This window comes from Streptomyces sp. AC602_WCS936 (genome assembly GCF_019049125.1).
In the GTDB taxonomy this organism is placed as follows: Bacteria; Actinomycetota; Actinomycetes; order Streptomycetales; family Streptomycetaceae; genus Streptomyces.
This window is the reverse complement of the sequence record NZ_JAGMUF010000042.1, coordinates 22,798-44,592: the sequence shown is the minus strand read 5'-3', so window position 1 is coordinate 44,592 and position 21,795 is coordinate 22,798. Positions and strand designations below refer to the sequence as shown.

19 protein-coding genes, 1 pseudogene and 1 riboswitch are annotated in these 21,795 nt (G+C 72.4%); of the genes and pseudogenes, 13 read left to right on the top strand and 7 right to left on the bottom strand.

Annotated elements, in window-relative coordinates:
* Position 1 precedes the first annotated feature (1 nt).
* Both KUM03_RS16240 and KUM03_RS16235 read right to left on the bottom strand, forming a co-directional pair.
* Entirely contained in the window at positions 2–1,366 is a 1,365-nt protein-coding gene (locus tag KUM03_RS16240) for a protein kinase (protein WP_217249208.1), read from the bottom strand.
* On the bottom strand, positions 1,363–2,103 hold the full coding sequence (locus tag KUM03_RS16235) for an FHA domain-containing protein (protein ID WP_217249205.1): 741 nt from the start codon (positions 2,101–2,103) through the stop codon (positions 1,363–1,365). The genes KUM03_RS16240 and KUM03_RS16235 overlap by 4 nt, the downstream gene beginning before the upstream one ends.
* A 421-nt stretch (positions 2,104–2,524) precedes the next feature.
* Here KUM03_RS16235 and KUM03_RS16230 point away from each other — a divergent pair, with 421 nt between their 5' ends.
* Positions 2,525–3,745, top strand: a complete 1,221-nt coding sequence (locus KUM03_RS16230) for an RNA-guided endonuclease TnpB family protein (protein WP_217249204.1) — start codon at positions 2,525–2,527, stop codon at positions 3,743–3,745.
* 70 nt (positions 3,746–3,815) lie between these two features.
* On the opposite strand, the gene KUM03_RS16225 is transcribed toward KUM03_RS16230, so the two are convergent.
* The 3 genes and pseudogenes from KUM03_RS16225 to KUM03_RS16215 all read right to left on the bottom strand — a co-directional run bounded on the left by KUM03_RS16225 (position 3,816) and on the right by KUM03_RS16215 (position 5,014).
* Positions 3,816–3,953, bottom strand: a complete 138-nt coding sequence (locus KUM03_RS16225) for a hypothetical protein (protein WP_217249202.1) — start codon at positions 3,951–3,953, stop codon at positions 3,816–3,818.
* A 22-nt stretch (positions 3,954–3,975) separates the two neighbouring features.
* Positions 3,976–4,278: pseudogene (locus tag KUM03_RS16220) on the bottom strand (FHA domain-containing protein); the annotation flags it as partial.
* A gap of 133 nt (positions 4,279–4,411) precedes the next feature.
* Positions 4,412–5,014: a hypothetical protein gene (locus KUM03_RS16215; protein WP_217249201.1), complete on the bottom strand. Its 603-nt coding sequence runs from the start codon at positions 5,012–5,014 to the stop codon at positions 4,412–4,414.
* A gap of 273 nt (positions 5,015–5,287) precedes the next feature.
* Here KUM03_RS16215 and KUM03_RS16210 point away from each other — a divergent pair, with 273 nt between their 5' ends.
* The 9 genes from KUM03_RS16210 (at position 5,288) to KUM03_RS16170 (ending at position 17,212) form a co-directional block, all read left to right on the top strand.
* The gene (locus KUM03_RS16210) at positions 5,288–6,142 is read left to right on the top strand and encodes a bifunctional methylenetetrahydrofolate dehydrogenase/methenyltetrahydrofolate cyclohydrolase (protein WP_073724890.1); all 855 of its coding nucleotides are present in this window, start codon (positions 5,288–5,290) and stop codon (positions 6,140–6,142) included.
* Positions 6,132–6,737 (top strand): DUF3017 domain-containing protein, encoded by a 606-nt coding sequence (locus KUM03_RS16205; RefSeq protein WP_308406329.1) that lies wholly within the window; start codon positions 6,132–6,134, stop codon positions 6,735–6,737. The genes KUM03_RS16210 and KUM03_RS16205 overlap by 11 nt, the downstream gene beginning before the upstream one ends.
* Before the next feature lie 394 nt (positions 6,738–7,131).
* Positions 7,132–8,421 carry an XRE family transcriptional regulator gene (locus KUM03_RS16200; protein ID WP_217249200.1) on the top strand — a complete coding sequence of 430 codons (1,290 nt, stop codon included), beginning with the start codon at positions 7,132–7,134 and terminating at the stop codon, positions 8,419–8,421.
* Positions 8,422–8,828: 407 nt separating this feature from the next.
* Positions 8,829–9,818, top strand: coding sequence for a malate dehydrogenase (locus tag KUM03_RS16195; protein WP_217249199.1), 990 nt, complete (start codon positions 8,829–8,831; stop codon positions 9,816–9,818).
* Positions 9,819–10,051: 233 nt separating this feature from the next.
* On the top strand, positions 10,052–11,581 hold the full coding sequence (locus KUM03_RS16190; RefSeq protein ID WP_217249196.1) for an aldehyde dehydrogenase family protein: 1,530 nt from the start codon (positions 10,052–10,054) through the stop codon (positions 11,579–11,581).
* 55 nt (positions 11,582–11,636) lie between these two features.
* Positions 11,637–13,169, top strand: a complete 1,533-nt coding sequence (locus KUM03_RS16185; RefSeq protein WP_217249194.1) for a GMC family oxidoreductase — start codon at positions 11,637–11,639, stop codon at positions 13,167–13,169.
* On the top strand, positions 13,166–14,311 hold the full coding sequence (locus KUM03_RS16180; protein WP_217249192.1) for a glycine betaine/L-proline ABC transporter ATP-binding protein: 1,146 nt from the start codon (positions 13,166–13,168) through the stop codon (positions 14,309–14,311). Before KUM03_RS16185 ends, KUM03_RS16180 begins: the two co-directional genes overlap by 4 nt.
* A complete protein-coding gene (locus KUM03_RS16175; protein WP_217249190.1) occupies positions 14,311–16,254 on the top strand; it encodes a proline/glycine betaine ABC transporter permease in 1,944 nt (647 codons plus the stop codon). The genes KUM03_RS16180 and KUM03_RS16175 overlap by 1 nt, the downstream gene beginning before the upstream one ends.
* 1 nt (position 16,255) lies before the next feature.
* The gene (locus tag KUM03_RS16170) at positions 16,256–17,212 is read left to right on the top strand and encodes an ABC transporter substrate-binding protein (protein ID WP_217249182.1); all 957 of its coding nucleotides are present in this window, start codon (positions 16,256–16,258) and stop codon (positions 17,210–17,212) included.
* Between the two features lie 3 nt (positions 17,213–17,215).
* Here the strand turns inward: KUM03_RS16170 and KUM03_RS16165 are convergent, their stop codons facing one another.
* Complete coding sequence (locus tag KUM03_RS16165) at positions 17,216–17,944, bottom strand: isocitrate lyase/phosphoenolpyruvate mutase family protein (RefSeq protein ID WP_217249179.1); 729 nt, start codon at positions 17,942–17,944, stop codon at positions 17,216–17,218.
* A complete protein-coding gene (locus KUM03_RS16160) occupies positions 17,941–18,450 on the bottom strand; it encodes a carboxymuconolactone decarboxylase family protein (protein WP_217249177.1) in 510 nt (169 codons plus the stop codon). Before KUM03_RS16160 ends, KUM03_RS16165 begins: the two co-directional genes overlap by 4 nt.
* Before the next feature lie 47 nt (positions 18,451–18,497).
* Here KUM03_RS16160 and KUM03_RS16155 point away from each other — a divergent pair, with 47 nt between their 5' ends.
* From KUM03_RS16155 to KUM03_RS16145, 3 genes are all read left to right on the top strand, one after another.
* Complete coding sequence (locus KUM03_RS16155) at positions 18,498–19,913, top strand: PLP-dependent aminotransferase family protein (protein ID WP_217249176.1); 1,416 nt, start codon at positions 18,498–18,500, stop codon at positions 19,911–19,913.
* A gap of 93 nt (positions 19,914–20,006) precedes the next feature.
* Complete coding sequence (locus KUM03_RS16150; protein ID WP_217249175.1) at positions 20,007–20,360, top strand: hypothetical protein; 354 nt, start codon at positions 20,007–20,009, stop codon at positions 20,358–20,360.
* Between the two features lie 8 nt (positions 20,361–20,368).
* On the top strand, positions 20,369–21,553 hold the full coding sequence (locus KUM03_RS16145) for a glutathionylspermidine synthase family protein (RefSeq protein WP_217249174.1): 1,185 nt from the start codon (positions 20,369–20,371) through the stop codon (positions 21,551–21,553).
* 131 nt (positions 21,554–21,684) lie between these two features.
* A riboswitch (ZMP/ZTP riboswitch) is annotated at positions 21,685–21,770 on the top strand.
* Positions 21,771–21,795 lie beyond the last annotated feature (25 nt).

Here is a 21,795-nt window from a genome sequence, read left to right as displayed (position 1 = left end):
GTCAGGACGTGCCGCCCTCGCGCAACGCCCGCCACGTCGCCGGTCCCACCATCCCGTCCGCGTCCAGTCCCGCCCGCTTCTGGAAGATGACGACGGCCTCGTGGGTCATCGGCCCGAAGTCGCCGTCCACCTCGCCGACCTCCTCGATGCCGTGCAGGTGCCGGAGCAGGCACTGCAACTCCCTGACCTGGCTGCCGCCGTCCCCGCGCTTGATGGTGAAGTCCCAGGTGCCGCTGTGGCCCGCCATGTATCCGCGGCGGCCGTCGGCGGCCTCGTACACCACGGGCTTCTCGCAGGTGGGCGGGGCCGCGGCCGCCGGTTCCGGCTCCCAGGGGGCGGTGTACGCCAGGGTGGCCGCCCCCACCACGGCCGCCGCCAGTGCCGCCGTCAGGGCCGGGCGCCGCCACCGTCGGGGACGCAGCCTCGGCAACCGGGCCGACCGGGAGGCGCCCGCGGCCTCCTCCACCCGGCGCAGCAGCGCGGCGGTGTCGGTGGTGCGTTCCGCGTGGGTCGGGGCCAGGCAGTCCCGCAGGATGTCCCGCCAGACCTCGGGGAGGCCGGGGGACAGGCGCAGTTCGTCACGGCCGCGCGCGTAGCGCATCGCCGCGTCGGAGCGTGCCTCCGACGTGCCGCCGGGCAGCGGGAACTCCCCGGTCAGGACCACGTGCGCGAGCACGCCGAAGGCCCACACGTCGGTCGACGGGCGGATGCGCGTCCCGCGCTCGTCGACCTCGGGCCACAGGAGTTCCGGCGGTGTGTAGTCGGGGGTGGCGAAGGCGGGGGAGTAGGCGTGCGTGCCCTCCAGCTCGGCGGCCATATTGAAGTCGGCGAGCCGGGCCGAACCGTCCTTCATCAGCAGCACGTTGGCCGGTTTCAGATCCCCGTGCACCCACCCGGCGTGGTGCAGTTGGTGCAGGCCCTCGCAGATCTGGGCCAGCAGGGCCGGTCCGTCGTCCGGGGACGGGTCCCGGGCCAGTACCGCGTCCAGGGAGCCCTCGGCCCGCTCCAGCACCAGGACGGTGGCCCCGTCCAGCTCGGGATGGTCCGGGTCGTCGACCGTCAGCGTGTCGTACATGCGGATCAGCCGGGGCGAGCGCAGCCGCCGCAGCAACTGCACCTCCCGTTCGGCCAGGTCGCGCAGGTGGTGCAGCTGGCGCGGGGTGCGGGTGCCGGTGGGCAGGAACTTCAGCGCCACCCGGCGCGGCAACTCGCCACCGTCCGAGGTACGACCGGTCGCCGCGTCGGCGGCGTGGCGGGTGGCGTCGTAGACCGTGGCGAACGCTCCGGACGCGAGCGGCTCACGCACCTCCCACGGCCCGATCCGGTACCCCTTCGGCACCGGGACCGCGTACGGCCGCCCGGTCACCGTGCCGCTCCGCTCGGGGCCGGGGCGAGTACGACGAGGTCGTCCTCGCGGACCAGGTCGAAGCGGAGGGCGAGCGAGGCCAGGGATTCCTTCTTGCCGTGCGTGCGCCTGCCCGGCTCGGCCGTTTCCGGGCCGGGTCTCAGCCGCAGCTTGACGGCGAGGTAGTCGATGTTCCAGTAGACGGCGGAGCGGCTGACCTTGGGCCAGCTCGGGCGCAGCCGGTCCACTATCTCCTCGACGGCGGGCAGCGGGGCGCGGGGCTCACCGCGCAGGCGCCGCTCGCACAGCGCGGCCAGCACCGCGAAGTACCGTTTGGTGCGGTCCAGCGCGAACGCCGGTACGGTCCCCGTCCCCTCCAGCCCCCCGCGCTCGACGCTGCGGAAGGCGTGCCGCGGTGCCCAGACGTCGAAGGTGAGCAGGTCACCCGCGGCGGGCAGGGTCACCCGTGCCAGCTCGAACGGCACGGGCGCCTCCACGCGGCCCGCAGCGACCTTGATGTGCTCGCCGGCGCCCTCCGGGTTCTCCACCACGTAGGTCTGGTCCTCGCTGCGGTTGCTCAGCAGCCAGAACGTCCGGTGCGCCGCGATCTCCCCGGCGACCCGGGGCACCCCCGCGTGGGCGATGGTGAGCCCGCCGCCGCATTCGGCCCTGCCGAACTCGACGCGCTCACCCGCGCTGATCCTCAACTGGTCGGCCACACTGCCGCACGACGGCGGCACGACGATGACGCTGTACATGGAGTCGTCCCCCTCCCCCGACTGCTCGGGGTCAACATTCCCCAGTCCAACAACGGGCAGCGTACGGGAGGTGGGTGAGGGCACCCTAAGCATTCGGACGCGTCGGCGGGTCGGTGGACCCCGGACGTCGAAGCGGCCCCCGGTTCCCTCCGCGGAGGGAACCGGGGGCCGTCGTCCTGCCGGCTCCGGTGGGGCGGATCAGCAGGGGCGCAGGGGGCCTTGCCCCCGGCTGTTGGGCACACGAGACACTGGATATCGCTGCCTGGCATGACCCAAGGGGATGCGAACCTGTGTGCGTGTAGTCGCTGGTCGGGGTGGTGGTTGTGGGAGGGGCGGGTGTGTGTGCGGGTGTCGTACGTATGGTCCTTCGCAGGGTTCGGGGCGGCACGGTGTCCTGGCCGGGGTCGTGAAGGGGGGCGGGATGGCGCAGGCGGGGGTGAGTGAGAAGGCGGGGCGTGCCCGGTACTCGTACCGGTTGCGGGTGTCGTCCACGGCCCGTGTCCTGCTGGGGGCGGAGTGGGGCCGGTGTCGCTGGCTGTGGAACGAGTGCGTTGCCAAGTCCCGGGCCGTGCATCTGCACAGCAGGACGAGGGGTGAGAAGGCCACGTGCGGCCCGTCCCAGCTCGACAGGATGCTGACCGAGGCCCGCGCCCGGACACCGTGGCTGCGGGAGGGCTCCTCGGTTCCCCAGCAGCAGGTCATCCGCGACTTCGGCCGCTCCCGCGCCAAGGCGCAGCGGGACATCACAGCAGGCCTGCCCATGGCGCGCCGGGCCGGGATGCCGAAGTGGAAGACCAGGCGTGAGTCGCTGCCGACCCTCAACTACACGCGGCGCGGGTTCCGGCTGAGGGACGGCCGACTGCACCTGGCGGGCGGCATCGTGGTGACGGTGGTGTGGTCGCGGGAGCTGCCGGGTGAGCCGTCGTCGGTGCGCGTGTACCAGGACAGTCTCGGGCACTGGTACTGCTCGTTCGTCGTCCCCGCCCAACTCCAGCCGCTGCCGGAGAGCGGCCGGGTTCTTGGCGTCGACTGGGGCGTGAGGGAGACCGCGACGACCACGTCCGACGCGCATGACCTGCCGCACCCCGGGCACGGCGGGAAGGCCCGGGTGAGGCTGGCCCGCTACGACCGGATGATGGCCCGCCGCAGACCGAAGAAGGGCAAGCCCGCATCGAAGGGCTACCACGCGGCGAAGAAGCTGCGGGCGAAGGCCCACAAGAAGGTCGCCAGGCAGCGTGCGGACACCGGCCGCAAGTGGGCCAAGAAGGTGGTCCGCGACCATGACGTCATCGCGGTCGAGGACTTCCACCCGAAGTTCCTGGCCAGGTCGACCATGGCCCGCAAGGCCGCGGACGCCGCCATCGGCGCCACCAAGGCCGCCCTGGCCGGGATGGGCCGCAAACACGGGCGGGACATCCGCCTCGTACACCCCGCGTACACCACGATGGACTGCGCGCAGTGCGGAGCGAGAGCCAAGCACACACTGCCGCTGGGTGAGCGCACCTACACCTGCACCGCCTGCGGAACCACGTCCCCCAGGGACAAGAACTCCGCACGCGTCATGCTCGTCCGGGCTGGTCTCAACCCGGCTGGCGCCGATGGCGGAAGACCTCCTGGAGCGCTGCTCCAGGAGGCGGCCTGAGCCAGGAATTCCCTCCCTTCAGGGAGGGGAGGATTCAACTTGTCGTACGACGTCCGGTAGGCCACGGTGATCAGCACCCGGCGGGCTGGAACGGGGGTTCGAAGACGGTTTCGCCGGGAGCGCCGTACTCGTTACTGGCGGGGCCGGAGCGGTCCGGGTCGAAGTCGCTCGCCACGTTCAGCATGGCGGTGATCAGGGGCGGACTCACCTCCTCACGATTGCAACCGTGCGCGCGAGAACTCGAAGGGCACGGGCGCGTCCAGCCGGCCCGGCGCGACCTTGATGTGCTCGCCGGCGCCCTCCGGGTTCTCCACCACGTAGGTCTGGTGGGCGGAGAGGTTGCTCAGGGCCCAGAAGGTGCCGTGGGCGGTGATCTTACCGGCTCTGCGGGACACTCCGTCGTGCCCGATCAGCAGTCCGCCCTCGGGAACGGACCGCCCGAAGACGAGCCGTTCGCCGGGTGCGAGCCGGTACTGGGTGCGGGTGGGTTCGTCCTCCGTGGTCGGCGGAGGTACCACGATGATGCTGTACAAGGTGCGTCTCCCCGTGCCTGACGGCTACCCACGTCAGACTATGGCGACGCACCGGGGCCGTGTCTCCCCTCGTACGGGTGAGACACGGCCCCGGGTCGTGATTGGCGCGAAGTGTGCCGTGGCGGACGCTGGTTCAGTACTGCGGGCGGTTGAACCAGTGGCTGCCGTTCTTGTTGGCGCAGAAGACGATGATCAAGATGCCGAGGATCAGGCTGATCAGGGCGAAGACGTTGGCCCCCAGCAGGTTGATCACGCTGACCAGCGTCACGACCGAGCCGTAGACGATCGCGGAGACGCGTGCACCGCCGCGGCCGGTGGCGAACTTGACACCTGTGAATATCGCCCAGAAGGCGAACGCCAGGAAGATCACGCCGAGCCCGATCATGAGGCCCGTGCCGATGTTCGTGACGGCCTCCGCGTCCTGCGCCGAGATGGTGGGGTCGGAGTTGACCTCGTCCTCGATGTAGTCGGCGAACCAGGAACTGGCCGCGATCATCAGCACGCCACCGATGACCTGGCAGGCGCCGAGCACGAACAGCATCACCCGCGCGGCCTTCACCGAGCCGGGCATGGTCGCGGGGCCGGGTGCCTGACCGCCGCCGTAGGGCGGGGCCGCGGGGTAGCCGTAGCCGGGCTGGCCCTGAGGCTGCTGCTGCGGGTAGCCGTAGTTCGGCTGCTGGCCGGGCTGCTGGCCCTGCGGCGGACCGTAGGGGTTGTTCGGGTCGCCGAAACTCATGCGGGACTTCCTCCGTAGCTGTCACGTGCGGGGACGGCGCGCGGCTCGGCTCGGAGGAGGTACTTCGTGCGGTTCGTCCCCCCGGTACGGCCCCGCGGCACTGTGCTACTGCCCAATCGTTCTTGACCTATCTCTTACTTGTCCAGTCCGGCCGCAAGGTGTTGTGCAAGTGCAACAACGACGATCACGCGCGGGTACGGGCGGACGCGTCCCGTGGCGTCCGTACGGCGGTCGGATTGGAACCCGGGGCCGGTCATCCGCGAGGATGGGGGCATGACCGCCCAGATTCTCGATGGCAAGGCCACCGCAGCCGCGATCAAGTCCGAACTGACCGCCCGCGTGGCGGCGCTGAAGGAGAGGGGCGTCACGCCCGGCCTCGGCACCGTCCTGGTCGGCGACGACCCCGGCAGCCAGAAGTACGTCGCCGGCAAGCACCGCGACTGCGCCCAGGTGGGCATCGCGTCCATCCAGCGCGAGCTGCCGGCCACGGCGACGCAGGAGGAGATCGAGGCGGTCGTCCGCGAGCTGAACGACGACCCGGCCTGCACCGGCTACATCGTCCAGCTGCCGCTGCCCAAGGGCATCGACGAGAACCGCATCCTGGAACTGATGGACCCGGACAAGGACGCGGACGGCCTGCACCCGATGAACCTGGGCCGTCTCGTCCTGAACGAGCCCGCCCCGCTGCCCTGCACCCCCAACGGCATCCTCACCCTCCTCCGCCGCTACGGCGTGGAGATCAAGGGCGCCGAGGTCGTGGTCGTCGGCCGCGGCGTCACCATCGGCCGGCCGATGCCGCTGCTGCTGACCCGGCGCAGCGAGAACGCCACCGTGACCCAGTGCCACACCGGCACCCGGGACCTGTCCGCCCACCTCAAGCGGGCGGACATCGTCGTCGCCGCCGCCGGTTCCCCGCACCTGGTCCGCCCCGAGGACGTCAAGCCGGGCGCCGCCGTCCTCGACGTCGGCGTCTCCCGCAACGCCGAGGGCAAGATCGTGGGCGACGTCCACCCCGGCGTGGCCGAGGTCGCCGCCTGGATCTCCCCGAACCCCGGCGGCGTCGGCCCCATGACCCGGGCCCAGCTGCTCGTGAACGTGGTGGAGGCGGCGGAGCGCAGTGCCGGCTGAGGACACCCATGGGGGGCGCGCGGGGCGTCCGGGGCGCGCGGGACATCCGGGGCGCCCGGGGAGCGCGGAGAGCGACCTCGAGCCCGGCGAGACCCCGGACCCCGACGGCCCTTCCGACTCCGACTCCGACTCCGACTCCGACTCCAACTCCGACGACATCACCGTCCGCGACCCCGTCAGCGCGCCCGACGCGGAGGGCAGGCCGCGCCGGACCACCCGGCGTTTCCCGCTCTTCACCCGCGACACCGCGCGCCCCGAGGGCGGCGGCCGGGCCGCGGCCGGTGACGCGCCGGCGCCCGCCCGGCAGTGGCCCGTGCTCACCGTGGTGCTGCTGGTCGGCCTGGGGCTCCTGCTGACGGCGCTGGACGTGTTCCGCTGGGGGACGTTTCTCATCGGCGCCGCGCTCCTGGTGGGCGCCGCCCTCCGCTGGACGCTGCCCGACGTCGGCATGCTCGCCGTGCGCTCGCGCTTCACGGACGTCGCCACCTACGGCGTCCTGGGTCTCGCCATTGCCCTGCTGGCGCTGATGGTCCAGCCGAAACCGGTGCTGAAGCTCCCGTTCCTCCAGGACATCCTGCACTTCACGGTCAGCTAGCGAACGGCCCGTCCTCACCCCCGTGAAAGGACGGGCCGCCGCCGGGACCAACCCTCCTGCACGGCGAAGGCCCTGTTCAACGCCTGTCAGGGCGCTGTGGCACGGAAGTGACCGTTCCGCTACTCCGCTACGCGCTCGGCCCCACCGGCCGTGAAAAACGGGGTTCGGTTCCGGGCACGGGAACGCCGGTGGGACACTGGACCACAACCGTTGGGCGTGCGACGGTGCATGCTTGCGGCCTCTGTGCTCCTGTGCGCCCCCACCCCGGGAACTGAGATCCTGACCGGGCGCATCCCTGTGGGTAGCCAGAACGGGGACTCCGCGCGGGACGCCGCGCGAGAGGACCAAGCGGGGGAACGAACAGCACGTCACCGGGGGTAAGAGGGGGGAAGCAATGCCTCGTTGGAAGGCTTTGCCGGAGGAACTCGATCCGCAGATCAAGGAGTTCACGAGCCAGCTGCGGCGGCTCGTGGATCGCCACGACCTGAGCATCGCGTCGGTGGCCGACGCCACCGGCTACAGCAAGACGTCCTGGGAGCGGTATCTGAACGGCCGGCTGCTGGCGCCGAAGGGTGCCATCGTGGCTCTGGCCGAGGTGACGGGCACCAACCCGATGCACCTCACCACCATGTGGGAGCTGGCCGAGCGCGCCTGGAGCCGCTCGGAGATGCGTCACGACATGACCATGGAGGCCATCCGGATCTCCCAGGCGCGCGCCGCGCTCGGCGAGCTGGGCACGCCCGCCGCCAAGTCGGGCAGCGCCGGCCGGAGCAGGGGGAGCCGTACCGGCCGCCACGCCGGCGGCGCGACGGCCACGCCCGGTGTCGCCGGGCCGGCCGGTGTGGCGCCCACGCTGCCGCCGTCGGTCCCGGCGCAGCCGACCGCCGCCGAGAGCGCCGACTCGGCCGTCGGCACGGCCCGGGGCGGCGCCTCACCCGGCGCGCCCTCCGTCCCGTCCTCCGGCGGGGCGGCCGACGGCAATTCGTGGCGCCTCGCCGGTTACCGGGGCCCGGCACCGACCGGCGACCGTACGGCGAGGCCCGGTACGCGGGCCGACCGCGGGGACGTCGCGGGCCCCCCGACGCCACCGGCACAGGCGTCCGTCGCCCCGAGCGGCCACGGCCGCACGGGCGCGCGCGGAGAGCCTCCGCGCGGCGGCTCCCGTGCCCGGGGCGGCTCCTCCGGTGGCGGAGGCAAGCGGGTGACCACGTTCGTCGCGGGTGTCGTCGGCGTGCTCGTGGTGATCGCGGGCGCCTTCTACGTCATGAACGAGGACGGCGGCAAGCAGAACGAGGGCGCGGGGCCCTCCCCGTCCCCCACCGTGACCACCGACGCCGCCCTGCCGCCGGGCGTGAAGTGCAGCGGCGACGCCTGCACCGGCAAGGACCCGGAGATCATGGGCTGCGGCGGCGACCTGGTGACCACCGCCGCGACCGCCACGGTCGGCACGGCCGCCGTCGAGGTCCGCTACAGCAAGACCTGCGGTGCCGCGTGGGCCCGCGTCACGCAGGCCACGCAGGGCGCCGAGGTCGAGGTGAGCGCGGACGGGGCGAACCGCCAGACGGGCTCGGTCACCGGGGCCACCGACACCGTCGCGTACACCCCGATGGTGGCCGTGAAGTCCGCGGCCGACGCCAAGGCGTGCGTGACGCTGGCCGCGGGCCGGAAGGGCTGCACGGAGTGACCGGCGCGATCGGGGACGGGCCGCGCCGCGCGCCGTCCCCGGGACCGTCCTGAAGAAAGTCGGTCCCCCGGCCCTGAAGAAATTCCCCCGGCGCCAGGCATGGCCCGCCCGGGGGCGGGCACGCGAGAAGTACCCCCACGGGAGTCCGGCAACGGTATCCCCGAACGGCGGTCGCCTTCGTCCCCCCTCTCCCGGACAGGCGGCCGCCTCTTCATGCCCGCGCATCCCCCCGCGACGGGTGTGACGTGCTCCGACGGTGGCCCTGTGGGCCGGGCCACACCGACCCGGAGGTGCCGGGCACCGCGGGCGCGATAGCCTGACCGCTGGATCGATCTCTTGATACCAAGAGATCGATCAAACGCCCGGGGCCGGGACGCCCCACCGCCAGCTGTCATACGGAGAACGCCATGACTCGCACTCCCGTGAACGTCACCGTCACCGGCGCGGCCGGCCAGATCGGTTACGCCCTGCTCTTCCGCATCGCCTCCGGCCAGCTGCTCGGCGCGGACGTGCCGGTCAAGCTGCGCCTCCTGGAGATCACCCCGGCGCTCAACGCCGCCGCGGGCACCGCGATGGAGCTGGACGACTGCGCGTTCCCGCTCCTCCAGAGCATCGAGATCACCGACGACCCGAACGTCGCCTTCGACGGCGCCAACGTCGCCCTCCTCGTCGGCGCCCGCCCCCGCACCAAGGGCATGGAGCGCGGCGACCTCCTGGAGGCCAACGGCGGCATCTTCAAGCCGCAGGGCAAGGCCATCAACGACCACGCCGCGGACGACATCAAGGTCCTCGTCGTCGGCAACCCGGCCAACACCAACGCCCTGATCGCCCAGGCCGCCGCCCCGGACGTACCGGCCGAGCGCTTCACCGCCATGACCCGCCTGGACCACAACCGCGCGCTGACCCAGCTCGCGAAGAAGACGGGCTCGTCGGTCACCGACATCAAGCGCCTGACCATCTGGGGCAACCACTCCGCCACCCAGTACCCGGACATCTTCAACGCCACGATCGCCGGCAAGAACGCCGCCGAGACCGTGAACGACGAGAAGTGGCTGGCCGAGGACTTCATCCCGACCGTCGCCAAGCGCGGCGCCGCCATCATCGAGGCCCGCGGTGCCTCGTCGGCCGCGTCCGCCGCCAACGCCGCCATCGACCACGTCCACACCTGGGTCAACGGCACCGCCGACGGCGACTGGGCCTCCATGGGCATCCCGTCGGACGGCTCCTACGGCGTCCCGGAGGGCATCATCTCCTCCTTCCCGGTCACCACCAAGGACGGCAAGTACGAGATCGTCCAGGGCCTGGAGATCAACGACTTCTCCCGCGCCCGCATCGACGCCTCCGTCAAGGAGCTGTCGGAGGAGCGCGAGGCGGTCCGCGCCCTCGGCCTCATCTGAGCCACCCGCGTTCCGGGCCGCCCGCGGCCCCGCAGGCCCCGCACGGGCCCCGTTCCGGTTCCGACCGGAACGGGGCCCGTTTTCATTCCATTCGACCCTTTTGCAAGTGATGCGCCGCACTTTCGGACACCGATTCGGCATGCATACCGAGCCGTGGGGCAGGGGCTCACGGTCCCCGAGAGTGACACGCGTGTGACACAGGGGTTGATCAGGAACGGAAGGCATTTCCCACCATGGCGAACCGAACGGAAACCCAGGCGGAGCGGGGTCACCGCACCATTCACGCGGGCGGCGAGTGGCTGGCGGCGTCCTCCGGCGCCACCCGCGACATCCTCGACCCGGCGGACGCCCAGCCCTTCGCCGTGGTCGCCGAGGGCGACGAGAAGGACACCGACCTCGCGGTGGCCGCCGCCCGGCGCGCCTTCGACACCGGCGAGTGGCCGCACACTCCGGTCGCCGAACGCGCCGCCCTGCTGCGCCGCGTCGCCGACCTCCTCGTGCGCGACCGCGAGCCGCTCGGCCTGCTGGAGAGCCGCGACGCGGGCAAGACCGTCGAGGAGGGCCGGGTCGACATCGACTGCGTCGCCGACGCCTTCCGCTACTTCGCCGACCTCGTCGCCGGTGAGGCGCCCGGCCGGGTCGTCGACGCGGGCTCGCCCGACATCCACAGCGTCGTCGTGCACGAGCCGGTCGGCGTCTGCGCGATGATCACCCCCTGGAACTACCCGCTCCTCCAGGCCAGCTGGAAGATCGCCCCCGCGCTCGCCGCCGGCAACACCTTCGTGATCAAGCCCAGCGAGATCACGCCCATGACCACCGTCGCCCTGATCGACCTGCTGACCGAGGCCGGCCTCCCCACCGGCGTCGCCAACGTCGTCACCGGCCCCGGCCACACCGTCGGCGCCCGGCTCGCCGAACACCCCGACGTCGACCTGGTCTCCTTCACCGGCGGCCTGGTCAGCGGCACCAAGGTCGCCCAGGCCGCCGCCGTCACCGTCAAGAAGGTCGCCCTCGAACTCGGCGGCAAGAACCCCAACGTCGTCTTCGCCGACGCCTGCGAGACCGACGAGGGCTTCGACACCGCCGTCGACCAGGCCCTCAACGCCGCCTTCATCCACAGCGGCCAGGTCTGCTCCGCCGGCGGCCGCCTCATCATCGAGGAGTCGGTCCGCGAGCGCTTCGTCGCCGAACTCGCCCGCCGCGCCGCGAAGATCCGCCTCGGCCGCGGCACCGAGGACGGCGTCGAGTGCGGCCCGCTCGTCTCCGAGCAGCAGCGCGCCAAGACCGAGGACTACGTCGCCTCCGCCCTCGCCGAGGGCGCGGTGCCGCGCTGCGGCGGCAAGCGCCCCGACCCGTCCCCCGAGCGCCCGGAGAGCGGCTACTTCTACGAGCCGACCGTCCTCGACCAGTGCCACCGCGAGATGCGGGTCGTGCGCGAGGAGGTCTTCGGGCCGGTCCTCACCGTCGAGACCTTCCGCACCGAGGACGAGGCCGTCGCCCTCGCCAACGACACCGAGTACGGCCTCGCGGGCGCCGTGTGGACCGCCGACGCGGGCCGCGCCCGCCGGGTCGCCGGCCGGCTGCGCCACGGCACCGTCTGGATCAACGACTTCCACCCCTACCTCCCGCAGGCGGAGTGGGGCGGCTTCGGCAAGAGCGGCGTCGGCCGCGAACTGGGCCCCGCGGGCCTTGCCGAGTACCGCGAGAGCAAGCACGTTTACCAGAACCTCGCACCGAAGCCCGTCCGCTGGTTCACCGGCTGACACTCCCGTTTCCGTACGTCCCCGCATCATCCGCTCGCCCCACTGGAGTACCCCCATGTCCGAGACCACTCACGAATACGACTACGTCGTCATCGGCGGCGGCACGGCAGGCTCCGTCATCGCCTCCCGCCTCACCGAGAACCCGGACGTCACCGTCGCCGTCATCGAGGGCGGCCCCAGCGACGTAGGCCGCGACGACGTGCTGACCCTGCGCCGCTGGATGGGCCTGCTCGGCGGCGAGCTGGACTACGACTACCCCACCACCGAGCAGCCGCGCGGCAACTCGCACATCCGGCACAGCCGCGCCCGCGTCCTCGGCGGCTGCTCCTCCCACAACACCCTCATCGCCTTCAAGCCGCTGCCGTCCGACTGGGACGAGTGGGAGGCGGCCGGCGCCAAGGGCTGGGGCGCGGTCCAGATGGAGGCGTACTTCGCCCGGCTGAAGAACAACATCGTCCCGGTCGACGAGAAGGACCGGAACGCCATCGCCCGCGACTTCGTCGACTCCGCGCAGAAGACGCTGGAGGTCCCCCGGATCGAGGGCTTCAACAAGAAGCCGTTCAACGACGGCGTCGGCTTCTTCGACCTCGCCTACCACCCCGAGAACAACAAGCGTTCCTCGGCGTCGGTGGCGTACCTCCACCCGGTGATGGACGAGCGCCCCAACCTCACGATCATGCTGGAGACCTGGGCGTACAAGCTCCAGCTCGACGGCACCCGCGCCGAGGGCGTCCACGTCCGCACCAAGGACGGCGAGGAGATCCTCGTCAAGGCCCGGGGCGAGGTCGTCCTGTCCGCCGGCGCCGTCGACTCCCCGCGCCTGCTGATGCACTCGGGCATCGGGCCGAAGGACCAGCTGGAGGCCCTCGGCATACCCGTGGCGCTCGATCTGCCCGGCGTCGGCGAGAACCTGCTCGACCACCCCGAGTCGGTGATCGTGTGGGAGACCAACGGCCCCATCCCGGACAACTCCGCGATGGACTCCGACGCCGGTCTGTTCGTGCGCCGCGACCCCGAACACGCGGGCCCCGACCTGATGTTCCACTTCTACCAGATCCCGTTCACGGACAACCCGGAGCGACTGGGCTACGAGCGCCCCGAGTTCGGCGTCTCCATGACCCCGAACATCCCCAAGCCGAAGTCCCGCGGCCGCCTCTACCTGACCAGCGCCGACCCGTCCGTGAAGCCCGCCCTGGACTTCCGCTACTTCACCGACGAGGACGACTACGACGGCCGCACCCTCGTCGACGGCATCCGCATCGCCCGCGAGATCGCCAAGTCCGAGCCGCTGGCGGGCTGGCTGAAGCGCGAGGTCTGCCCCGGCCCGGACGTCACCGGCGACGAGGAGCTGAGCGAGTACGCCCGCAAGGTCGCCCACACCGTCTACCACCCGGCGGGCACCTGCAAGATGGGCGCCGCCACCGACCGGACCGCCGTCGTCGACCCCGAGCTGCGCGTCCGCGGCCTCGAGGGCATCCGCATCGCCGACGCCTCCGTCTTCCCCACCATGCCCGCCGTGAACCCGATGATCGGCGTCCTCATGGTCGGGGAGCGCGCCGTCGAGCTGATCGGTGGTGACGCCCGATGAGTACGACCCCCAACAGCACCGCCGCCGCCACCGACACCGTGGCCGAGCGTCCCCCGGTCTTCTCCGTGGACGGCCTGTGGAAGGTCTTCGGCCCGAAGGCCGCCCGCGTCCCCGCCGACCCCGAACTGGCCGCCCTGAGCCCGGCCGAGCTGCGATCGCGCACCGGCTGCACCGCCGCCGTCGCGGACGTCTCCTTCGACGTGCGCAAGGGCGAGGTCTTCGTCGTCATGGGCCTGTCCGGCTCCGGCAAGTCCACCCTCGTACGCTGCCTGACCCGCCTCATCGAGCCGACGGCAGGCTCCATCGCCATCGACGGCGAGGACGTCCGCGCGATGGACAAGTCCCGGCTGCGCGAACTGCGCCGCCACCGCGCCGCGATGGTCTTCCAGCACTTCGGCCTGCTCCCGCACCGCACGGTCCTCGACAACGTCGCCTACGGCCTGGAGGTCCAGGGCATGGGCCGCGCCGAGCGCCGCGAACGGGCCGCCGCCGTCGTCGCCAAGGTCGGCCTGGAGGGCCTGGAGCACCGCCGCCCCGGGCAGCTCTCCGGCGGCCAGCGCCAGCGCGTCGGCCTCGCCCGCGCCCTCGCCGTCGATCCCGAGGTGCTGCTCTTCGACGAGCCGTTCAGCGCGCTCGACCCGCTGATCCGGCGGGACATGCAGGAGGAGGTCGTCCGGCTGCACCGCGAGGAGGGCCGCACGATGGTCTTCATCACCCACGACCTCCAGGAGGCCCTCAAGCTCGGCGACCGCATCGCCCTGATGCGCGACGGCCGCGTCGTGCAGCTCGGCACGCCGGAGGAGATCGTCGGCTCGCCCGCCGACGACTACGTCCGCGAGTTCGTCCGCGACGTCCCGCGCGAGCAGGTCCTCACGGTCCGCACGGCGATGCGCCCCGCGACCTCGGCCGACGAGGCGGGCACGGGCCCGGCGATCCGGCCCGGGGCCACCGTGTCCGAGGCCATCGAGGCCGTCGCGCGGGCCGGTTCGCCCGCCCGCGTCATGGACGACGGCCGCTGCCTGGGCGTGGTCGACGCGAGCGACCTGCTCGGTGTCGTCGCCGGTACGGCCGTACCCGAGGAACGCCCCGAGGAGGCGGCCGTCCTCCCTGAGGAGGCGGAGCTGCCCAAGGAGGCGGTCTGATGGCGACGATCACCGCACCGGCCCGGAAGACCGCCCCGCCGGGCATCCTCACCCACCCCGCCGCCCGCAAGCTCCTCACCCTCGCGATCGCCGCCGCGGTCCTCGTCCCCCTCGCCGTCACCCAATGGGGCGGCACCACCTGGCCGTCCGCCCTCACCGTCGACCTCTCCGAACCCCTCGGCAAGGCCAGCGACTGGATCATCGACAACCGCGACAGCCACCCGCTGTTCCTCTACTTCTTCGGCCACGTCAGCAACGTCGTCGTCATCGCCGTACGCGCCGTCTACCTCGCCCTCCTCGCCGTCGGCTGGGCCGGGGTCACCGCGATCGGCGCCCTGGTCGCATGGCGCGTGGCCGGCGTGAAGCTGGCCGTCGGCACGGCCGCCGCCTTCCTCGCCTGCGGCCTGCTCGGCATGTGGGTGCCGACCATGCAGACGCTCGCGCTCATGGTCGTCGCCGTCCTCGCGTCGGTCGTCGTGGGCGCCCTGCTGGGCCTGGCGGCCGGCCTGTCCGACCGCATGGACCGCGTCCTGCGCCCGGTGCTCGACACCATGCAGGTGCTGCCCGCCTTCGCCTACCTCCTCCCCGTCGTCCTGGTCTTCGGCATCGGCGTCCCCGCCGCCGTCCTGGCCACGGTCGTCTACGCCGCCCCGCCGATGGCCCGGCTCACCTCGCTCGGCCTGCGCGGCGCCGACAAGGAGGTCCTCGAAGCCGTCGAGTCCCTCGGCACCACCGCCCGCCAGCGGCTGCTGACCGCCCGCATCCCGCTGGCCCGCAAGGAACTCCTCCTCGGCGTCAACCAGACGATCATGATGGCGCTGTCCATGGCCGTCATCGCCTCCGTCATCGGCGCCGGCGGCCTCGGCGACCGCGTCTACCAGGCCCTCGCCTCGGTCGACGTCGGCGCGGCCCTCGCGGCCGGCATCCCGATCGTGCTGCTCGCCGTCGTCCTGGACCGCGTGACCGGCGCGGCGGGGGAGCGGCTCGGGGAGTCCGGGAAGTCCCCGCTGACCTGGCTGTACGCCCTGGCCGCCGCCGCGGCCGTCGCGGTCGCCGGACGCCTCGCCGGGTTCCTGGAGTGGCCCGACGGCTGGGACCTCAACATCGCCGAGCCCGTCAACCGGGCCGTCGACTGGATGACCGCCCACCTCTACTCCGGCGTCCCCGTCGTCGGCGGCACCGCCGACTGGGCCGCCCACTTCACCAACTGGGTCCTCAACCCCCTCCGCGACGGCCTCCAGTGGCTGCCCTGGTGGTCGGTGCTCCTCATCGTCGCCGCCCTGGCCTGGCTGATCGGCACCTGGCGCACCGCGCTCACCGCCGTCCTCGCCATGGCCGCGATCGGCGTGCTCGGCGTGTGGAACCCGTCCCTGGACACGCTCTCCCAGGTCCTCGCGGCCGTCGCCGTCACCCTGGTCATCGGCTTCGCGACCGGCATCGCCGCCGCCCGCAGCGACCGCGTCGAGCGCGCGCTGCGGCCCGTCCTGGACGTCTTCCAGACGATGCCGCAGTTCGTGTACCTGATCCCGGTCGTCGCCCTCTTCGGCGTCGGCCGCGCGCCCGCCGTGGCCGCCGCGGTCGTCTACGCCCTCCCGGCCGTCGTCCGCATCACCGCGCAAGGGCTGCGCCAGGTCGACCCGGCCGCCATGGAGTCGGCCCGCTCGCTCGGCGCCACCAGCGGCCAGCAGCTCCGCCAGGTCCAGCTCCCGCTGGCCCGCCCGGCCCTGCTGCTCGCCCTCAACCAGGGCGTCGTCCTGGTCCTCGCCGTCGTCATCATCGGCGGCCTGGTCGGCGGTGGCGCCCTCGGCTACCAGGTCGTCTTCGGCCTCGCGCAGGGCGACCTGGCGACCGGCCTGGTGGCCGGCGCGGCGATCGTCTGCCTGGGCCTGATGCTCGACCGGGTCACCCAGCCCACCGAGCGCCGTACGAAGAAGGGAGCCTGACATGCGACTGCGCACGACCTCCGCGCTCGCCGGCGTGGCCGCGCTGACGCTGCTCACCGGCTGCGGCGCCGCCGACATGACCAAGCAGGCGTCCCCGTTCGCGAACGCCCAGGGCGCCAAGACCGTCACCCTCTCCGTGCAGTCCTGGGTCGGCGCCCAGGCCAACGTGGCCGTCGCCCAGTACCTGCTGGAGCACGAGCTGGGCTACCGCGTCGACACCGTCCAGGTCGACGAGGTCCCCGCCTGGGACGCGCTCAGCCAGGGCCGGGTCGACGCCATCCTGGAGGACTGGGGCCACCCCGAGCAGGAGCAGCGCTACGTCGAGGACAAGAAGACCATCGCCCCCGGCGGCGACCTCGGCGTCACCGGCCACATCGGCTGGTTCGTGCCGACGTACTTCGCGAAGAAGCACCCGGACGTCACGAACTGGAAGAACCTCAACAAGTACGCCGACCAGCTGCGCACCGCCGAGAGCGGCGACAAGGGCCAGCTCATGGACGGCTCCCCGTCCTACGTCACCAACGACAAGGCCCTGGTCGAGAACCTGAACCTGGACTACAAGGTCGTCTTCGCCGGCTCCGAGGCCGCCCAGATCACTCAGATCCAGCAGTTCGCCAAGGAGAAGAAGCCCTTCCTGACCTACTGGTACACCCCCCAGTGGCTGTTCGAGAAGGTCCCGATGACGGAGGTGAAGCTGCCCCCGTACAAGGAGGGCTGCGACGCCGACCCGGCGAAGGTCGCCTGCGCCTACCCGGTCACCGAGCTCCAGAAGTACCTCAACGCGGACTTCGCGGAGAACGGCGGGGACGCGGCTCAGTTCCTGAAGAACTTCAAGTGGACCACCGAGGACCAGAACCAGGTCTCCCTGATGATCGCCGAGCAGAAGCTGCGGCCCGAGGAGGCCGCGAAGAAGTGGGTGGACAGCCACGAGTCCGTCTGGAAGCAGTGGCTGCCCTGACCCTCACCCCACCAGTTCCGCCGCGATCTCCCGCAGCACGCCCTCCGCGCGCCGCTGGAGTCCCGGCCCGAACGTGATCCGGGTGGCCCCGAGTTCGCCGAGCCTCCTCAGCTCGGCGGACGCGGGGCCCTCCCCGGGCCGCCCGCCGACGTTCACCGGCCCCTGGATGCCGGACCGCAGCAGCGGCAGTACGCCGTCGGGGGCGCCGATCGGATACACGCAGTCGGCGCCGGCCGCGACGTACAGCGCGGCCCGCTCGATCGCCGCCGACGGATCGTCGACGCCCCTGATGAACGTGTCGATCCGGGCGTTGACGAACAGCCGGTCACCGGCCGCCGCCCGCACCTCGCCCAGCCACTGAGCGTGCTCCCGCGGGTCCTTGAGCACACCGTCCGCGGAGTCCTCCAGGTTGCAGCCCACGGCGCCGGTCTCCAGCAGCCGCTCCACCAGCTCCTTCGGCGCCAGCCCGTACCCGTCCTCGACGTCCGCCGACACGGGCACGTCCACGGCCCGCACGATCCGCGCGACCGCCGCGAACATCTCGTCGGCCGGGGTCGCCCCGTCCTCGTACCCGAGGGACGCCGCCACGCCCGCGCTGGGCGTCGCGAGCGCCGGGAACCCGGCGTCCGCGAAGACCCGGGCGCTCACCGCGTCCCAGGGGCCGGGGAGGACGAGGGGGTCGCCGGGCGCCCGGCCGTGGTGCAGGGCCCGGAAACGGTCCGCGCCCGTCATCCGTGCTGCCCCGGCGTGTAGTGGCCCGGCGTCAGCCGGCACGTCACACCGAAGCGGTTCCAGGCGTTGATCACCGTGATCGCGGCGATCAGGTGGGCCAGCTCGCTCTCGTCGAAGAGCTTGGCGGCCTTCCCGTACACGTCGTCCGGCACGAAGCCGTCCGTCAGCACGGTCACCGCCTCGGTCAGCTCGATCGCCGCGATCTCCTTCTCCGTGTAGAAGTGCCGCGACTCCTCCCAGGCGGAGAGCTGCACGATCCGCTCCACGCTCTCGCCGGCCGCGAGGGCGTCCTTGGTGTGCATGTCCAGGCAGAAGGCGCAGTGGTTGAGCTGGGAGGCGCGGATCTTCACCAGTTCCTTGAGCTTCGGGTCCAGGCCCCGGCCCGCCGCCTTCTCCAGCCCCAGCATCGCCTTCCAGACCTCGGGGGCGTGCTTGGCCCACTCCAGCCGGGCGGGCTCCTCGGGGGCGAAGGAGTCGGGGGCGGTGTTCTCGTTCGTCGTCGTCATGCCATCGAGACTATGGGCGAGGCAGCCCACGGGTATGGTCCATTCCCATGGCGAAACCATGGGCCACTTTCGGCGTGGACCTGCACCTCGACCGGTCCGGCCCCGGACTGCGCCGGGGCCTCACCGACGCCCTGCGCGAGGCCGTCCGCGGCGGCCGGCTGGCACCCGGCACCCGGCTGCCCTCCTCCCGCTCCCTCGCCGCCGACCTGGGCCTGGCCCGCAACACCGTCGCCGAGGTCTACGCCGACCTCGTCGCCGAGGGCTGGCTCGCCGCCCGCCAGGGCTCCGGCACCCGCGTCGCCGACCGCACCCCCGCCACCCCCGACCAGCACCCCGCGCCCCACCGACGGGAACCGGCCCGCCCCGCCTACGACCTGATCCCCGGCACCCCCGAACTCGCGTCGTTCCCCCGCACCCAGTGGCTGCGCGCCGCCCGCCGCGCCCTGACCGCCGCCCCCGACCGCGCCCTCGGCTACGGCGACCCGCGCGGCCACGCCGTACTGCGCACCGCGCTCGCCGGCTACCTCTCCCGCGCCCGCGGCGTGCACGCCGACCCCGACCGCATCGTGGTCGTAGCCGGTTTCCTCGGTGGCCTCGGCGTCCTCGCCGACCTGCTGCGCCACCGGGGAGTGCCGTCCGTGGCGGTCGAGTCCTACGGCCTGCCCCACCACCGCGGCCTGCTCACCCGCGCGGGCCTCGCCACACCCCCGCTGCCCTTCGACGACCGCGGCACCCGGCCGCCCGACGAAGACCCGCACGGCGCCCCGGACCACGACCCGGCAGCCACCGGGGCCGTACTCCTCACCCCCTCCCACCAGTTCCCCATGGGCCTGCCCCTGCTCCCCGAACGCCGCACCGCCCTCATCGACCGCGCCCGCCGCACCGGCGGACTCGTCCTGGAGGACGACTACGACGGCGAGTTCCGCTACGACCGCCAGCCCGTCGGCGCCCTCCAGGGCCTCGACCCCGACCGCGTCGTCTACCTCGGCACCGCCAGCAAGTCCCTCGCCCCCGCCCTGCGCCTGGGCTGGCTGGTGCTGCCGCCCGCGCTCGTCGAGGACGCCATGGACGCCATGGCGGGCCGCACCCCCGGCGTCCTGGACCAGCTGACCCTCGCGGAGTTCCTCGCCTCCGGCGACTACGACCGCCACGTCCGCGCCGCCCGCCTGCGCTACCGGCGCCGCCGCGACGCCCTGGTCGCCGCGCTGGCCGAACGCGCCCCCGCCGTCCGCGTCACCGGCATCGCCGCCGGTCTGCACGCGGTGCTCCAACTGCCCCCCGGCACCGAGCAGCAGGCCGTCCGCTCCGCCGCCTGGCACGGACTCGCCGTCCACGGCCTGTCCACCTTCCGCCACCCGGACGCGGACGTCGCCCCGCTCGACGCCCTCGTCGTCGGCTACGGCACCCCGCCCGACCACGCCTGGGCAGGGGCCCTGGACGCGCTGTGCCGGGCGCTGCCGTAAAGTCCCCCGGCGACGGCCGTACACTCGATCGGCCCAACTGTCGTACTGGAAACAACTGTCGTACTGGAAGCGGACAACGGGGGAGAGACGGACATGGCGGAGACCCGGCGACGGCTGCGGTCGAGCACCGTGGTGCTCGGCGGCATGGGAGTGCTCGCGGCGGCCCTGAGCGCGTGCGGATCGGACCCCGACCGCCGCTGCGTGGACCGCGACAGCTACGACTACATCAACGGCTACAAGGTCGTGGCCGACAAGAACTGCAAGTCCGGCTCCACCGGCGGCTCGTACGGCAAGGGCGGCAAGAAGAAGGGCGCCAAGGGCGTCGACGACGCCGACTGGTACTACGACGCCGACGTCAGCGGCGGCTGGGCCGACTACGGCACCTTCAGCCGCGACGAGGCCGTCGACCGCGGCGGCTTCGGCTGCTCCGGCAGCGGCGGCGGCTGAGCCGGACCATGGAACGCCGCACCACCGAGCCCCGCCCCGGCTGGCAGCAGACCGTCGAGGAACAGGGCTGCATCTACCCCCTGACCCGCTACCCCGACGACACCCTGCGCCCCTACTGGGACGAGAGCGCGTACTACGTCTTCTCCCTCCCCGAGGTCGAGACGCTGGAAGAGGTCGTCGAGGAACTGCACCGCATGTGCCTGGCGGCGGCCGAGCACATCGTCACCGCCGACCGCTTCGCCGACCTCGGCATCACCGACCCGCGCGTGGTCCGCGCGGTCACCGAGGCCTGGCACCGCCGCTCCGAACTCCCCTCCGTCTACGCCCGCTTCGACCTGCGCTACGACGGCACGGGCCCCGCCAAGCTCCTGGAGTACAACGCGGACACCCCGACCTCCCTGGTGGAGGCCGCCTCCCCGCAGTGGTTCTGGATGGAGGAGCGCTTCCCCGGCGCCGACCAGTGGAACAGCCTCCACGAGCGCCTGATCGACGCCTGGAAGAAGCAGGCCGCCCTCCTCCCGCCCGGCACCCCGCTGTACTTCGCGAACTCCGAGGCCGACGAGCTGGGCGAGGACCTGATGACGGTCGCCTACCTCAAGGAGACCGCCGAGCAGGCCGGGCTGGCCACCGAGTGGATCTCCATGGAGGAGATCGGCTGGGACCGCCTCTCCGGCCGCTTCGTGGACACCAAGCTGCGCTTCATCCGCAGCATCTTCAAGCTCTACCCCTGGGAGTGGCTCACCACCGACCGCTTCGCCGACCACGTCCTGGACACCCTCGACAACGGCGGCGGCACCGGCACCACCCTGTGGATCGAGCCCGCATGGAAGATGCTGCTCAGCAACAAGGCGCTGCTGGCCATCCTCTGGGAGCTGTACCCGGACCACCCCAACCTCCTCCCGGCCTACCTCGACGGCCCCCGCGACCTCGCCCGCACCACCGGCTACGTCGCCAAACCCCTCCTCGGCCGCGAGGGCGCCGGCGTCACGATCCACCGCCCCGGCACGGACGTGCACGCCCGCACCGAGCCGTGCTGCTACCAGGAGCTGGCACCCTTGCCCGACTTCGACGGCAACCGGGTCGTCCTCGGCGCCTGGGTGGTGGAGAACGAGTCGGCGGGCCTGGGCATCAGGGAGTCGAGCGGCCTGGTGACGGACGAGTACGCCCGCTTCCTGCCCCACGTGATCTTGTAAGGAGGCCCCGCAGGGGCCTTTAGGGGCGCGGGGCTGTGACATGTGCGGCTCCGCCGCGCGGGCGCGACCAGCCACGCATCACCCGCACCCGGAGACACACAGCAACCCGGCAGACGCGTTCCGGTACCCTGACCCCGGGCCGTGACTGGCGCGCTGGGATGGACCAACCATCGGGGAGCGGCCCGAACAACAAGTGCCGTGCGCCTGGGCCGTCCGTACCGTGAACGCTGAACACAACGTCC

Coding starts and splice junctions, on each gene's coding strand:
- KUM03_RS16235 (WP_217249205.1), bottom strand. CDS start 2,103: ATGTACAGCGTCATCGTCGTGCCGCCGTCGTGCGGCAGTGTGGCCGAC.
- KUM03_RS16230 (WP_217249204.1), top strand. CDS start 2,525: ATGGCGCAGGCGGGGGTGAGTGAGAAGGCGGGGCGTGCCCGGTACTCG.
- KUM03_RS16215 (WP_217249201.1), bottom strand. CDS start 5,014: ATGAGTTTCGGCGACCCGAACAACCCCTACGGTCCGCCGCAGGGCCAG.
- KUM03_RS16210 (WP_073724890.1), top strand. CDS start 5,288: ATGACCGCCCAGATTCTCGATGGCAAGGCCACCGCAGCCGCGATCAAG.
- KUM03_RS16200 (WP_217249200.1), top strand. CDS start 7,132: ATGCCTCGTTGGAAGGCTTTGCCGGAGGAACTCGATCCGCAGATCAAG.
- KUM03_RS16195 (WP_217249199.1), top strand. CDS start 8,829: ATGACTCGCACTCCCGTGAACGTCACCGTCACCGGCGCGGCCGGCCAG.
- KUM03_RS16190 (WP_217249196.1), top strand. CDS start 10,052: ATGGCGAACCGAACGGAAACCCAGGCGGAGCGGGGTCACCGCACCATT.
- KUM03_RS16185 (WP_217249194.1), top strand. CDS start 11,637: ATGTCCGAGACCACTCACGAATACGACTACGTCGTCATCGGCGGCGGC.
- KUM03_RS16180 (WP_217249192.1), top strand. CDS start 13,166: ATGAGTACGACCCCCAACAGCACCGCCGCCGCCACCGACACCGTGGCC.
- KUM03_RS16175 (WP_217249190.1), top strand. CDS start 14,311: ATGGCGACGATCACCGCACCGGCCCGGAAGACCGCCCCGCCGGGCATC.
- KUM03_RS16170 (WP_217249182.1), top strand. CDS start 16,256: ATGCGACTGCGCACGACCTCCGCGCTCGCCGGCGTGGCCGCGCTGACG.
- KUM03_RS16165 (WP_217249179.1), bottom strand. CDS start 17,944: ATGACGGGCGCGGACCGTTTCCGGGCCCTGCACCACGGCCGGGCGCCC.
- KUM03_RS16160 (WP_217249177.1), bottom strand. CDS start 18,450: ATGACGACGACGAACGAGAACACCGCCCCCGACTCCTTCGCCCCCGAG.
- KUM03_RS16155 (WP_217249176.1), top strand. CDS start 18,498: ATGGCGAAACCATGGGCCACTTTCGGCGTGGACCTGCACCTCGACCGG.
- KUM03_RS16150 (WP_217249175.1), top strand. CDS start 20,007: ATGGCGGAGACCCGGCGACGGCTGCGGTCGAGCACCGTGGTGCTCGGC.
- KUM03_RS16145 (WP_217249174.1), top strand. CDS start 20,369: ATGGAACGCCGCACCACCGAGCCCCGCCCCGGCTGGCAGCAGACCGTC.